The 15,209-nt window shown below is 49.9% G+C and carries 10 protein-coding genes; 9 read left to right on the forward strand and 1 reads right to left on the reverse strand.

Features of this window, described 5'->3' with window-relative positions; genetic code table 11:
• Positions 1-4: 4 nt before the first annotated feature.
• The 6 genes from Q0X97_RS08305 to pta all read left to right on the forward strand — a co-directional run bounded on the left by Q0X97_RS08305 (position 5) and on the right by pta (position 7,633).
• A complete protein-coding gene (locus Q0X97_RS08305) occupies positions 5-763 on the forward strand; it encodes a peptidylprolyl isomerase (RefSeq protein ID WP_302066868.1) in 759 nt (252 codons plus the stop codon).
• A gap of 354 nt (positions 764-1,117) precedes the next feature.
• Entirely contained in the window at positions 1,118-1,330 is a 213-nt protein-coding gene (rpsU, locus tag Q0X97_RS08310) for a 30S ribosomal protein S21 (protein WP_003680926.1), read from the forward strand.
• Positions 1,331-1,459: 129 nt separating this feature from the next.
• A complete protein-coding gene (locus Q0X97_RS08315) occupies positions 1,460-1,906 on the forward strand; it encodes a GatB/YqeY domain-containing protein (RefSeq protein WP_302066870.1) in 447 nt (148 codons plus the stop codon).
• A 56-nt stretch (positions 1,907-1,962) separates the two neighbouring features.
• Complete coding sequence (gene dnaG, locus Q0X97_RS08320; RefSeq protein ID WP_302066871.1) at positions 1,963-3,738, forward strand: DNA primase; 1,776 nt, start codon at positions 1,963-1,965, stop codon at positions 3,736-3,738.
• A gap of 152 nt (positions 3,739-3,890) precedes the next feature.
• Positions 3,891-5,846 carry an RNA polymerase sigma factor RpoD gene (rpoD, locus tag Q0X97_RS08325; protein ID WP_302066872.1) on the forward strand — a complete coding sequence of 652 codons (1,956 nt, stop codon included), beginning with the start codon at positions 3,891-3,893 and terminating at the stop codon, positions 5,844-5,846.
• Positions 5,847-6,127: 281 nt separating this feature from the next.
• Complete coding sequence (gene pta / locus Q0X97_RS08330) at positions 6,128-7,633, forward strand: phosphate acetyltransferase (protein WP_302066873.1); 1,506 nt, start codon at positions 6,128-6,130, stop codon at positions 7,631-7,633.
• Between the two features lie 83 nt (positions 7,634-7,716).
• On the opposite strand, the gene Q0X97_RS08335 is transcribed toward pta, so the two are convergent.
• Positions 7,717-9,954 carry a nitric-oxide reductase large subunit gene (locus Q0X97_RS08335; RefSeq protein ID WP_302066874.1) on the reverse strand — a complete coding sequence of 746 codons (2,238 nt, stop codon included), beginning with the start codon at positions 9,952-9,954 and terminating at the stop codon, positions 7,717-7,719.
• A gap of 414 nt (positions 9,955-10,368) precedes the next feature.
• Between Q0X97_RS08335 and nirK the strand changes: the two genes are divergently transcribed.
• The 3 genes from nirK (at position 10,369) to Q0X97_RS08350 (ending at position 14,953) form a co-directional block, all read left to right on the forward strand.
• Positions 10,369-11,868 carry a copper-containing nitrite reductase gene (nirK, locus tag Q0X97_RS08340; RefSeq protein ID WP_302066875.1) on the forward strand — a complete coding sequence of 500 codons (1,500 nt, stop codon included), beginning with the start codon at positions 10,369-10,371 and terminating at the stop codon, positions 11,866-11,868.
• 278 nt (positions 11,869-12,146) lie between these two features.
• A complete protein-coding gene (locus Q0X97_RS08345) occupies positions 12,147-12,902 on the forward strand; it encodes a formylglycine-generating enzyme family protein (RefSeq protein WP_302066876.1) in 756 nt (251 codons plus the stop codon).
• A 731-nt stretch (positions 12,903-13,633) separates the two neighbouring features.
• A complete protein-coding gene (locus Q0X97_RS08350; RefSeq protein WP_302066877.1) occupies positions 13,634-14,953 on the forward strand; it encodes a DUF445 domain-containing protein in 1,320 nt (439 codons plus the stop codon).
• Positions 14,954-15,209 lie beyond the last annotated feature (256 nt).

Here is a 15,209-nt window from a genome sequence, read left to right on the forward strand (position 1 = left end):
ACAAATGAAACGCAAATACACCATTTTGATGAGTGCCATAATCGCAGTTACTGCCGGATTTGCGATTGCCAAGGTTCCCGAAATCGAACGCGGGCGCATTGACAGCATGGTGGCCCAAGTGCTGAAACAGGGCGACAACACCCCCCATTCCACTCAAAAACCCGACGGCGCAGCCATCCGCAAAAATGTGATTGTCCAGCTGCAAAGTTTTGAAGTGCTGAAAAACGAAGCCTTCAAAATCGGTCTGAACAAAGACCCCGAAGTACAAAACCAGTGGAAAAATCTGGAAGCCCAGTTTTACGCTTCGCAATATGCCGCCTATTTGGAGCGCAACACCCAAGTGAGCGAAGCCGACCTGCGTGCGGCCTATGACCGACAAACCAATATGGTAAAACTCCAGCAAGTGCAATTTACTACGACGGCGGAAGCCCGCAGAGCACAAGAATTGCTGCTGAAAGGTTTGTCGTTCGAAGAACTGATGAAACGCCATCCCAACCCCGAACAGGAATTTGACGAGTTCATTTTCCCGCAACAACTTCCACCCGAATTGGGTCAAGTAATTGCCCCGATGACCCGCGGCCAAGTTACTGGCGAGCCTGTGAAATTCAACGGCAAATTCTATCTGTTCAAACTGGCCGCCGTGGAACGCAGCCCCGAAGCGCCACCGTTTGCTCAAATCAAAGACCAGCTTACCTTTCAGGCCAAACAACAGAAGGTTCAAGAGCAAATCGAAAAACTGCTGAAAGAAAACGGCGTGAAGTAATCCTTTCCGTTTCCCACAGGCCGTCTGAAAACACCGTCTTGTTTTCAGACGGCCTGTCCGCTTGCCTGCACACCCGAAACCGACACTGTAACACACCGCTTCCTTCAAAATCAAAACAACTGTTTTCTTGACAAGAACACCTGCCGATAAGATAATCCAAAAATTCATTGCAACCGTTTTATACGGTTGAACATATTTCTACGGCAGCCGAACCATGCCGTTTCGTTAGGAGGTGATGTTTTACATCACGGCGCGTATCCCGCCGCAAAAGCGATACGACAACGAATCAACCCTATTTTAGAAAGGCCGTCTGAAAACAGGCTGCCTCAAACGAATTTATTTAAGGAAATAAAAATGCCCGCTATCCGCGTAAAAGAAAACGAACCTTTTGAAGTTGCCATGCGCCGTTTCAAACGCGCCGTGGAAAAAACCGGCCTGTTAACCGAACTGCGTGCCCGTGAAGCTTATGAAAAGCCGACTACCGAGCGCAAACGCAAAAAAGCCGCTGCTGCAAAACGCCTGCAAAAACGTCTACGCAGCCAACAACTGCCTCCCAAAATGTACTAATTACAGGCTTTACTCTGTAATCTAAGCAAGACACACCGTAAGGCTCTGCCCTGCGGTGTTTTTGCCTTTATCGTATTGTTCCGGCATCATACATATATCCTTCAACCCGACTTTCAAAGCGAGCACGCCATGAACCTGAAAGAGCAACTTACCGAAGACATGAAAACCGCCATGCGCAACAAAGACAGCATCACTCTATCTACCGTGCGCCTGATCAATGCCGCTATCAAACAATATGAAGTCGACGAGCGGAGCGAAGCCGATGATGCCAAAATCACCGCCATCCTGACCAAAATGGTCAAACAACGCAAAGACAGCGCCAAAATCTACACCGATGCCGGCCGCAATGATTTGGCCGACAAAGAAAATGCCGAAATCGACGTACTCAACCGCTATCTGCCGCAGATGATGTCTGCCGACGAAATCCGTGCCGCCGTCGATGCCGCCATCGCTCAAACCGGCGCGTCCGGCATGGCCGACATGGGTAAAGTCATGGGCATTTTGAAAACCGATCTTGCCGGCAAAGCCGACATAGGCGAAGTCAACAAAATCCTAAAAGCGGCACTTACCGCCTAACACATAAGCAGAGGCCGCCTGAAAAAGTTTTCAGACGGCCTCCGACAGACAAAACCATGATACCCAGCGAATTCATAGACGAGCTGCTCGCCAAAGTCGATATCGTTGATATTATCGACGAACACGTTCCGCTGAAAAAAGGCGGCGTGAATTACATGGCCTGTTGCCCGTTTCACAAAGAGAAAACGCCGTCGTTTTCCGTGAGCCCGCAGAAACAGTTTTACCACTGCTTCGGTTGCGGCGCACACGGTTCAGCCATCGGGTTCGTTATGGAATACCAAGGTTTGAGCTTTACCGAAGCCGTGCAATATCTGGCCGACCGCGTAGGAATGACCGTACCCCGTGCGCGGGGCAGGCAGGACAACCCTGAAGCGGTGCGCGAGCGTAAAAAAAAGCGGCAAACGCTGGAAGAAACCACCGAAACCGCCGCCGCATTCTACATGCAGCAATTAAAACAAAACCAACACGCACAAACCTATCTGAACCGACGCGGTTTAAGCCCCGAAGTCATCGAACACTACGGCTTGGGTTACGCCCCCGACGGCTGGCAGCCGCTTGCACAAGTATTTAATCCCTACCCCAGCACGCCGCTGGTGGAAAGCGGGATGGTAATTGAAAAAGATGGCAAACATTACGACCGCTTCCGCGACCGCATCATGTTTCCCATCCGCAACCAGCGTGGGCAAGTGATCGGCTTCGGCGGACGCATCCTCGACAAAGGCGAACCCAAATACCTGAATTCCCCCGAAACACCGCTATTCGACAAAGGCCGCAACCTTTATGGTTTGCACGAAGGCCGTGCCGCCATCAAAGAAGCAGGGCGTATTTTAGTGGTAGAAGGCTATATGGATGTGGTTGCGCTGGCACAATTCGGCATCGGCTACGGTGTCGCATCACTCGGCACCGCCACCACCGCCGACCACATCAAATTGCTGATGCGCCAAACCGACAGCATTTATTTCTGCTTCGACGGCGACCGGGCGGGGAAAAAAGCCGCGTGGCGTGCATTGGAAAACGCCCTGCCGCAATTGAAAGACGACAAATCGCTGCATTTCCTGTTTCTGCCGGAAGAACACGACCCCGACAGCTACATCCGTGCTTACGGCAAAGAGCGGTTTGAAGATGCCCTATTGAATCAAAGCAAACCTCTGTCGGAATACTTCTGGGAAGCTCTTTCAGACGGCCTCAACCTGAATACACAGGAAGGCAAAGCGGAATTAGTCAAAACCAGTTCTCCCCTGTTGGCACAAATAACCGCTCCAGCCTTGGGTTTTCTGCTCAAACAAAAATTAAGCGGAATGGTCGGCATCGAACCCGACGACCTGGCCCGCCTGCTGGGACAAGAAGCGCCGAAACGACAAGCCAAACAAAAAAACTACAAGCTGCCTCAGGAAACCTTCCGGCAGCCGCAAATGTCCACACTGGTACAAAGACAAATCCGCAGCCTCTTGATAAATCCGGCATGGGCTGCATATATAGATTTGCCCGAATATCTGGCACTCACAGGCGATTTCGCCTGTTTGGCAAATTTGGCCGAATTGATCAAAAGCCTGCCCGCATTACCCAGTAGCGCGCAAATTTTGGAGCATATGCGCGGCACACCTTATGAAGCCACGCTCAACCACATTTTCCAAAACGCGCTCAACTCCCCCGAAGAATGGGAAAGCAACAGCGAGGAAGATTGCGAAAACTTCAAACTCGGCATAAAAAAGTTGCTAAATGAGTTAAAATACGCGCAAATCGACATGCTGAAACAAAAAAGCCTGCAAACAGGTCTGAGCGATGGAGAGAAAAAACTTCTGCTTACTTTATTGACACCTGCAACACGCTGATTTATCCGGCTGTCTGAAAACATATCCTTGCTGCAACCGAGTCGTCTCGAACCTACCGCAGAATACCCGTTTTCATCTTTTCAGACGGCCTCAACAGGCAGTTGCCTTTCCAACCATGGAAACCCGCCAACCGTTTTACCATAGAGATGACTATGTCTATCAAAAACACCAACGACAACGAATACGAAGAACAAGACGACAACCGCCCGCTTACGCTTGAAGAGCAGCGGGCGCGTTTGCGCCAGCTCATTATTATGGGCAAAGAGCGCGGTTACATCACCTATTCCGAAATCAATGATGCCTTGCCCGACGATATGTCGGATGCCGATCAGATCGACAACATCGTCAGCATGATTTCCGGCTTGGGCATCCAAGTAACCGAACAAGCTCCCGATGCCGAAGAAATGCTGATGAGCGACAACACCGCCGGCATGACCGACGATGATGCCGTTGCTGAAGCCGAGGCCGCCCTTTCCAGCGTAGACAGCGAATTCGGCCGCACCACCGATCCCGTACGCATGTATATGCGCGAAATGGGCCAAGTCGACCTGCTGACCCGCGAAGATGAAATCATCATCGCCAAAAAAATCGAAAATGCCCTGAAAAACATGGTGCAGGCCATCTCCGCCTGCCCCGGCTCGATTGCCGAAATTTTGGAGCTGATCAAACGCATCCGCGAAGATGAAATCAAAGTGGACGAAGTTATCGAAGCTATCATCGACCCCAACGAAGTATTGCTGAACGAATTGGGTTTGGGCCATCTGGAAACCAACAGCCCCATCGACAGCGGCAATGACAGCGATAGCGATGACAACGATAGCGACGATGATGGCGGCGACGATGACGAAAGCAGTGCCGAAGCCATTGCCGCGACCAATTTGGAAGAATTGAAGCAAAAAGTGCTGGAGCATTTCGAGCGTATCGAATCTGATTACGACAAAATGATTGCCGCCCTCAACAAGCACGACAGCCGCCATGCCGCCTATTTGGAGCACCGCGATGCCATTGCTTCCAAATTACTGGAAGTACGCTTTGCCACCCGCCAAATCGAAAGCCTGAGCAGCAACCTGCGTGAGCGCGTAGACAATATCCGTAAATTGGAACGTGAAATCCGCGATATTTGCTTAGATCGCGTACACATGGATCGCGACTACTTCATCAGCTACTTCCTGCCTGAAATCACACGTTTGGACTGGGTGGAAGAAGAAGTGGCCAAAGGCAAAGTATGGAGCAACGCACTTGATCGCTTCCGCCATGCCATTATTGAAAAGCAAACCGCTCTTTCCGATATGGAAACCGAAACTTGCATTTCCATCGACGAATTGAAAGAAATCAATAAAAACATGGTTATCAGCGAAAAAGAAACCGCTGCCGCCAAGCAGGAAATGATTCAAGCCAACTTGCGTCTGGTGATTTCGATTGCCAAAAAATACACCAATCGTGGCTTGCAGTTCCTTGATTTGATTCAAGAAGGCAACATCGGCTTGATGAAAGCCGTGGATAAATTCGAATACCGTCGCGGCTATAAATTCTCTACCTATGCCACTTGGTGGATCCGTCAGGCCATCACCCGCTCGATTGCCGACCAAGCGCGCACCATCCGTATTCCGGTTCACATGATTGAAACCATCAACAAAATGAACCGCATCTCGCGCCAATACCTGCAAGAAACCGGCGAAGAGCCCGATTCTGCCAAACTGGCCGAACTGATGGAAATGCCTGAAGATAAAATCCGCAAAATCATGAAAATCGCCAAAGAGCCGATTTCCATGGAAACGCCGATCGGTGATGACGACGATTCACACTTGGGCGATTTTATCGAAGACGTGAACAACGTCGCTCCGGCAGACGCGGCCATGTATTCGAGCCTGCATGAAGTAACCAAAGAAGTGCTGGAAAGCCTGACTCCGCGCGAAGCAAAAGTATTGCGTATGCGCTTCGGTATCGACATGAATACCGACCACACGCTGGAAGAAGTGGGCAAGCAGTTCGACGTTACCCGCGAACGTATCCGCCAAATTGAAGCGAAAGCATTGCGAAAACTGCGCCACCCGACGCGCAGCGATCGCTTGAGAAGTTTCCTCGACAGCGAAGAAAACAAACAGTAAACGGCATTTCAATGAAAAACGCGGACTTTTATTCGGTCTGCGTTTTTTATATCCTGTTTTTCAGACGGCCTTGTTTTTTATCAAACTAATTTCATTAATAAGAAAACAAATATTTTTTATCCGGCAAGGCTACAAATGTTTCATTCTATTGTATATTTAGCCCGTGCAGCAATTTAATGAAAATGCCGACGACATTAAAACGGCAATTTTTTGGTATAAAATGCCGTTTTAAAATGATAAAATTAGAAAAATCTCCCAACCCGGTTTATAAAGGATAAATTATGGCTAGTGTATTGATTGTTCCCGTTTCAACCCGTTCCGATGGCTGGGTCGTTACCCAAGCCGTTGCCGCTGCATTACCCGATTCCGCAATTATTCGTGCAATTGACGAAACAGGCGAAGCAGAAAAATTACTGAGCGCCGGTAAAGGCGACGATTGGCTCGATTCTCTGGTTGCTCAAGTATCCGGCCTCAATAGTGAAAATGTTGTCATAAAAGGCATTAAACCCGATGCCGAAAAAATCTTCCTCTCGACTCAAAACGTAGAACTCGCGTTGTCACTGGATGCCAATGTTGTATTCTCCGTATTCTCCGATAACGGCGATGTCGACCACTTGGTAAACAAACTGAACATTGCCAAACAAGCCTATGCCACGGCTCCCGGTGTATTAGCGGGTTTCATTTTAGACGGTTCGGACGAAGGCATCGGAGCCTCAGTAGCAGAGAAAACCGGCCTGAGTTATTTCGGTTCCGCTGATAAAATCGTGAATACCGATTTACTACTGAAAAAAACCGGTCGCATGTCGCCTGCGCAATTCCGCGTGAACATGATGGAATCTGCCCGCAAAGCCAATAAACGTATTGTGTTGCCCGAGGGTGCGGAACCGCGTACCGTTCAAGCTGCGGCCATCTGCCATGAAAAAGGCATCGCCCACTGCGTATTGCTGGCTCCGCGCGCGGAAGTAGAAGCCGTAGCCAAAGAACGCCACATTACTTTGCCCGATTCTTTGGAAATCATTGATCCGGCCACATTGATCGAACAATACGTCGAGCCGATGTGCGAACTGCGCAAGAGCAAAGGACTGACTCCCGAACAAGCCCGCGAGCAACTGCAAGACACGGTAGTGCTCGGCACCATGATGATGGCGCAAAACCATGTGGACGGCTTGGTATCCGGCGCGGTACACACTACTGCCAACACCATCCGCCCTGCCCTGCAACTGATTAAAACCGCTCCCGGTGCCAGCTTGGTATCCAGCGTATTCTTCATGTTGCTGCCTAACCAAGTGCTGGTTTACGGCGACTGCGCGGTAAACCCCGAGCCGACTGCCGAGCAACTGGCCGATATCGCCATCCAATCGGCCGATTCCGCCAAAGCCTTCGGTATTCCGCCCAAAGTAGCGATGATTTCCTACTCTACCGGTTCTTCAGGTTCCGGCCCTGCTGTGGATAAAGTGATTCAGGCAACCAACATTGTTCGTGAGAAACGCCCCGATATCGACATCGACGGCCCTCTGCAATACGATGCGGCAACCGTACCGAGCGTGGCAAAATCCAAAGCGCCGGACAGCAAAGTGGCCGGACAAGCCACTGTATTGGTGTTCCCCGACCTGAATACCGGTAACTGCACTTATAAAGCCGTGCAACGCAACGCCAATGTGTTGAGCGTGGGCCCGATGCTGCAAGGTTTGCGTAAACCGGTCAATGACTTATCACGCGGCGCGTTGGTGGACGACATTGTGTACACCATCGCTTTAACCGCCATTCAAGCCGTACAAATGGATTAATCAAAGCCTTTTGTTGATGTGAAGAAATAAGGCCGTCTGAAAACTTTTCAGACGGCCTTTCTACATTCTTCAAAACAGCATCATCACTTATCGCGGCTGAACACCATTTTGGTTGCCTGCCACGCTACGCAGCACGCACCGCCGATGAAGATTAAGTCGGCAACGGTACGAATCCAGCGCAAAGTATCAAGCAACTCTTGCTGCATAAAACCTTCGCTGCGGGCGTACCATAAACCTTGGGTGATGCTGGCATAAGACTGAATCACCCCGACGGGCAGCAGGCTGGTGATGATCATCAGCGTCAAGCCGCTGTTGAGCAGCCAGAAGCCCCATGTCATCAGGCTTTCACTGAATTCGATATTCGGTTTGATATAGCGGGCAACCAGCAGCACGAAGCCCAGTGCCAAGAAACCGTACACACCGAACAACGCAGCATGAGCATGCACCGCAGTAGTATTCAAGCCTTGCAGGTAATAGAGGGAAATCGGCGGGTTAATCAGAAAGCCGAACACGCCGGCACCGACCATGTTCCAGAATGCCACAGCTACGAAACACATCAGCGGCCAGCGCAGGCGTTTTGCCCACGGAGAGGCGTGTTGGTAAGACCAATGCTCATACGCTTCACGCCCCAGCAGAATCAGCGGCACCACCTCCAAAGCGGAGAACGATGCGCCCACCGCCATCACGGGAGTAGTGGTTCCTGAAAAATACAGGTGGTGGAAGGTACCGGGCACACCGCCGACCATAAACAGGCAGGCGGAAACCAAAGCGGTTACGGTGGCGGTGCGTTGCGATACCAAGCCCATATTGAAAAAGATAAATGCTAATGCAGCAGTGGCAAATACTTCAAAGAAGCCTTCAACCCACAGGTGCACTACCCACCAACGCCAGTATTCCATGATGGTTAAGCTGGTGTGTTCGCCGTAAAACAAGCCGGGTGCATAGAATAAACCCACACCAACCATAGAAGCGACAAAAATGGCGAGCATGTTTTTATCGATTTTTTGTTTGAACGCATTCATGGTACAGCGCAACATCAGGAACAGCCACAACAGCAGACCCACCATCAGCAGAATCTGCCAGAAGCGTCCCAAATCAAGATATTCGTAACCTTGATGGCCGAACCAAAAGTTCAAATCAGCCGGAATAGCGTGGCTCAAGGCCAAGAAGTTACCGCCGTAAGATCCCAGAACCACGATAAACAGAGCGATATACAAGAAATTCACGCCTGCACGTTGGAACTTCGGATCTTGGCCGCCATTGATGATGGGGGCGAGGAACAAACCCGCAGTCAGAAAGCCGGTGGCAATCCAGAAAATCGCAGACTGAATGTGCCATGTACGCACCAAGGCATACGGAAACCATTGCGAAATATCAATGCCGTAAAACTGCTGGCCTTCTACGGTGTAGTGCGCAGTTACGCCGCCAAGCAGCACTTGAGCCACAAACAAAGCAACGGTCAGGAAGACGTATTTGCCCAACGCTTTTTGAGACGGCGTGAGCATAACTTTCGACAAAGGATCTTCAGACGGCGCTTTCGGCTCTTCATCATGTTTTTTCAGGAACGAGAAGCCCCATACCAGCAAACCGATGCCCAACAACAGGAACACGATACTGGCGAAAGACCACATGTAGTTTTCGGTGGTCGGCACGTTGTTGACCAAAGGCTCGTGCGGCCAGTTGTTGGTGTAGGTCGCATCATGGTCGGGGCGGTTGGTGGAGGCTGCCCATGAAGTCCAGAAAAAGAAGTTGGTGAGCTTTTGGCGCGCCTCTTCACTCGGTAGCGTGCCGTTTTTCATGGCAAACGCTTCGCGGGTTTTAATCATCGAAGGATCGTCGCCGTAGAGCGTGATGTAATAAGGCGCAACCTGCTTCATTGCCTCGATACGGGTGTCGGACAACACCACTTTGCCTTGATCGTTGATGCGGCTGCCGTTGCGGTATTCATCGGCCAAACGCGCTTGGATATTCGCTTGTGCCGCTTTATCCAACTCGGCGTATTTCTTGCCGAATTCTTTGCCTGCGGTGATATCCAGCCATGCTTCGGCTTCGCGGTGCAGCCAGTCGGCCGTCCAGTCGGGGGCTTGATACGCGCCGTGGCCGAGTATCGAACCCAGCTCCATGCCGCCGGTGCTTTGCCATGCGGATTGACCGGCCAAGATATCTTGTTCGGAGATCACCGTTTCGCCCGAAGTAGAGACATAAGCTTGGGGAATCGGCGGCACCTGCCGGTAAACCTCGACACCTAAATAGCCGAGAATGGAAAAAGTAATGGTCAGCACCGCAATCAGCGAGTACCAGAGCTTTTTATACTGTCCCATTTTGCGCTCCTATGTTTGTATTGTTTTGAGTAATTTAAAAATTCATAAAATATGAATGTTAAAGATTGTAACATGGGGAAATTAAAAAAGGTACTGTCAGCCCGCTAAATTCATTCAAGTAATTGAGTATAGACTATTTTATTTAAATTATTTGCAAGATAAACACATATTTTCCGTAAGAACAAAAACTTATAAACTCAACTGAAAGGACTAAAAAGGCCGTCTGAAAAATAGTTCAAAAGTATTATTTAAATAAATAATATTCATATTTTATGAATTAATTGATTTGAATCAACGTTGTTAAAACGGCCTTAACACATAATCTGTGAAAAATAGTAAAAAAACCGTTTTCTCTACCTTCTTTTTTCTTTTCTTTGAAGTCTTTAAAGTGGAACAACAAAAAAGGAAACTACCATGAAACGCCACGTTTTATCTGCATTGATTGCCTCCGTATTCACGCTTTCCGCCTGCGACCAAAAAGCGGTTGAGAAACCCGCAGACACCGCTACTCCTGCTCCTGCGTCTGTCGAGCAAAAAGCCGATACGCAAGCACCGCAGGGTGAGCTGCCGGTGATTGATGCCGTGATGACGCACGCTCCGGAAGTGCCTCCGCCCGTTAACCGCGATTACCCCGCCAAAGTGATCGTTAAAATGGAAGTGATCGAAAAAGTCATGAAAATGGCCGACGGTGTGGATTACAAATATTGGACATTCGGCGGCCAAGTGCCGGGCCAATTCATCCGCGTGCGCGAAGGTGACCAAGTGGAAGTGCAGTTTTCCAACCACCCCAGTTCCACCGTACCGCATAACGTCGACTTCCATGCCGTAACCGGCCCCGGCGGCGGTGCGGAAGCGACCTTTACTGCGCCCGGCCACACTTCCACCTTCAGCTTCAAAGCCTTACAGCCCGGCCTGTATATCTACCACTGCGCCACCGCCCCCGTGGGTATGCATATCGCCAACGGTATGTACGGCCTGATTTTGGTCGAGCCTAAAGAAGGTTTGCCGAAAGTGGACAAAGAATTCTATGTGGTACAAGGCGACTTCTATACCAAAGGCAAATACGGCGAACGTGGCCTGCAACCTTTCGATATGGAAAAAGCCATTAAAGAACAACCTGATTATGTTGTCTTCAACGGCCATGTCGGTTCGATTGCCGGCGATAACGCCCTGAAAGCCAAAGTGGGCGAAAGCGTGCGGATTTTCGTGGGTAACGGCGGCCCCAACTTAGTGTCTTCCTTCCACGTGATCGGCGAAATCTTCGATAAAGTTTATGTGGAAGGCGGCAAACTGATTAACGAAAACATCCAAACCACTTTGGTGCCCGCAGGCGGTGCCGCCATCGTTGACTTCAAACTGGATGTTCCCGGCAGCTTCACACTGGTCGACCACTCTATTTTCCGTGCGTTTAACAAAGGTGCGCTGGGTCAACTGGTTGTTGAAGGGGATGCTAATAAAGAGATTTATTCGGGCAGACTCGGCGATGCCATTTATCAACCTGAAGGCGGTGCCATCCAAACCGTTCCGTTGACTGCCAGCGAAGCCGAACAAGCTGCCGCAGGCCCGACCAAAGCCTCCAGCAAAGAAGAACAAATCAAGTTGGGCGAGACTGTCTATAAATCCAACTGTTTGGCCTGCCACCAAGCCAACGGCCAAGGCGTGGAGGGTGCGTTCCCTCCGTTAGCGAAATCCGACTACTTGATGAAAGATCCGAAACGCGGCATTCATGCCATTCTGCGCGGCGTGAACGGTAAAATTACCGTAAACGGCAAAGAATACAACAGCGTCATGCCGGCGATGGCCTTGAACGACGAAGATGCGGCCAACGTATTGACTTACATTCTCAACAGCTTCGACAACGGCGGCGGACAAATTACCGCAGCCGACGTAGCCAAAGAGCGTGCAGCCAAGTAAGCCGTAAACAGGCCGTCTGAAAACAAACCTGTTTTCAGACGGCCTCATAAAATCACATACGCACAAAACTCTGATTCGATATAAAAAAGAAGAATCACCTGATTCTTCCACCATATTTGATACAGGCCAAAAACCGGATACCTATAAAGCAGTACGATGTCTGAAACACTACGGCATTGTCGGCTTTAACATGCGACGGTTGTTTTCTTTTCAGACGGCCTGTTTGTCATGCTGGAGGCCGTCTGAAAAGAAAACAGGCAACTGACGGGAGCCAAACCATGCACACAGCCAAACTGTTTCTCGCCGTTTTCCTGCTTGCCGCAGGCACGGCTGCCGCCGCCGACATGGTTAAAGTAAAAGGAGGCAGCTACCGCCCGCTGTATCTGAAAAAAGATACGCCCATGATTGCCGTCAAGCCCTTCCAAATGGATGTGTTACCGGTTACCAATGCCGATTTTGCCGATTTTGTGCAAAAGCATCCGCAATGGCAATACGGCAAAGTCGGCAGCAAACAGGCCGAACAAGGCTATCTGCGTCATTGGGTAAAAAGCGGCAACGGCTATGCCCCCAAACCGGAAGACTTGAAAAAGCCCGTAACCAATGTTTCGTGGTTTGCCGCCAATGCCTACTGCAATGCGCAAGGCAAACGCTTGCCGACAATGGATGAATGGGAATTCGCCGGACAAGCCTCCGCCACAAAAATCAACGGCACTGCCGAAGAAGGCTATAACCGCACCATTCTCGACTGGTACGCCGAAGGCAGCCGAAAAGGCTTGCGCGACGTAGGCAAAAGCAAACCCAATTATTGGGGCATTTACGATATGCACGGCCTGATTTGGGAATGGACAGAAGACTTTAACAGCAGCCTGCTCAGCTCCAACGCGGCGGCGGGCAACAATATGTTTTGCAGCGGCGCATCGGCAGGCTCCGCCGACCCCAGCGATTACGCCGCATTCATGCGCTACGGTATCCGCACCAGCCTGCAAGCCAAATTCGTACTGAATAACCTCGGTTTCCGCTGCGCGAAAAAATAATGTGTTTTTTGGTTGTCGATTATCTCCTTTTGTTTCCTTTTCTGCTCTCCATAAACAAGCAGCTTGGCGGTACTTCTAAATGATGTGCCGCCGTTTTTTTGCATCCGCCCGCCCAAATGCGTAAATAATCCCCCCGCCCGCCTTACGGAAATACGCGGAAATTGCCCATAACCTTGTGAGCAGCTTGTGGATAAATAAGGCTTGGAATTGAATCATATGAGAAATTTTCTATCGCTCAAAATTTAAGCAGATTACAGTACAAGCCACAAAAACTGTTTATCCAAATGTGTATTGCCTGTGTATAAAACGGATAAATCGTTATTTCTATAATAAAAAACAAAACTGATTAAAAATTCAGCACCTTATCAGATTTGATGCAAACGGCCATCCTCGCTCTATTTCAAGCCTAACCGGTTGTGGCGGAACGTTATATTTTCGTAGGATGCATGCAAGGGAAGTTTATTGTTCCCTTTCTTATCTCCGCTTTAAAAGGCTGCAAAATAAACGTCGTCGAGGTGCCGTTACCATAAGCATTGGCACAACCGGAACAAACACAACAACAAAACGCCGAAACATCTCTTTAAAGCCTAACCAAACTTACCATAACAAATATATTTCTAATCTTTAGCACTTCCTAAGCACGCCGGATAAAACACATGCAATAATTAAACATACCGCATGCCGTGTTGCAAAAGCATAAACAACAGCACACAAACTAAAAGGAGCAGCCCATGCACACCCTGTCTGCAGAAGTACGGACGCAAAAAGCTCGCGCCCGCCTCAAAAAAAGCCGCCGTCTGGCCACCGGGTTATTGTTGTCGGCTTGCGTACTGTTTACCGTATCGGCAATCTATATCAAACAATATCCCGCACTCGGTTATCTGAAAGCCTTTGCCGAAGCCTCAATGGTAGGTGCATTGGCCGACTGGTTCGCCGTTACCGCCCTATTCCGCCGCCCGCTGGGGCTACCGATACCGCACACCGCCATTCTGCCGCGCAACCAACACCGCATTGCCGACGAACTCGGGCGCTTTATCGAAAACAACTTCCTGCAAAGCAAGCCCATCGCCTTACGCGTTTATCAAGCTGCACCGAGCGAAAAGTTATTAAACTGGCTGGCTTCCGAACCAACCCGTACCCAATGGATGCCGTGGCTGGCTAAACAATTGGTTCCGCTTATCAAGATTGCCAAACCCGAACAAGTATCCCGCTTTTTAAGCCAACTTCTTACCGAGCAATACAGCGGCGACAAAATCGGCAAAACGCTTTCAGACGGCCTCTCTGCTTTAAAAACCCAAGGGCTGCACGAAACCCTGTTTACGGCCGTCTTAAAACAAACCTGCCGCTGGCTGAAAAACCCCGAAACCCGCGCCCTACTGGAACAAAACTTGTACGAATGGGCGGCAAGAATCAAAAGCGACAATCCCGGCGCATGGGAAAGATTGAAAGCCTCATTAAAAGGCACATTGGTAGACAAAGTGGACGGCTGGGTATCTGAAAAAGCCTTGGAATGGGCGGACTCCTATCTTGCCGCCGCACTGGAAGACCCCAACCACCGCATCCGCCGAAGTTTTGACGAACAGTTCGACCGCATCACGGAAGCTCTGCGCCATTCCCGACTGTGGCATAAAAAACTGGAGCGCGAAAAAAACCGCTTTGCCGAATCCCCCGCTTTGCACGAAATCCTGCAACAAAGCTGGCAAAGTCTGCAAACATGGACGGAAAACGATGTGGAAAAACCGGATTCCCTATGGCTGGCGCAATTAAACAAACTTCTCGACCACATGCTCGCCCAAGCGGCGAAATACCCGCAATTTATGCGCCGCACGGATGTGCGCATCTCGCTGATGGTGCGCGATTTTGTGATGCGCTACAAAGAAAAAGCCGCATTATTTGTATCCGACAAAGTAAAAGGCTGGGACAGCACGCAAATGGTCGAAAAACTGGAACTCAGCGTCGGCCGCGATTTACAGTTTATCCGCATCAACGGCACCTTAGTCGGCGGCTTGGTGGGGCTTGCCATTTATTGCGTGTCGCAATGGGCGTTTTGAACAAGATGCAGATTTTCCATACTGTAAAAAGCCGTCTTAAAATGCCGTCCCCATACTATATATATATAAAGTAACTTGAGGCCGTCTGAAAAACGCTCGGTTTTCAGACGGCCTCAAAGCAGCGTATAATTTCATCACAAACAAACCGCCTTCGGGCGGTTTCATTGTACGTTTTTCCCCGATTTTATTCTTTATATATAAGTAGTGAAGCAAGCGCTCGAATCCGCATGTTCCGCACGAGGGATTAAAAATTCAC

The sequence above is a fragment of the Neisseria sp. MVDL19-042950 genome, assembly GCF_030504625.1.
Taxonomy (GTDB): domain Bacteria; phylum Pseudomonadota; class Gammaproteobacteria; order Burkholderiales; family Neisseriaceae; genus Neisseria.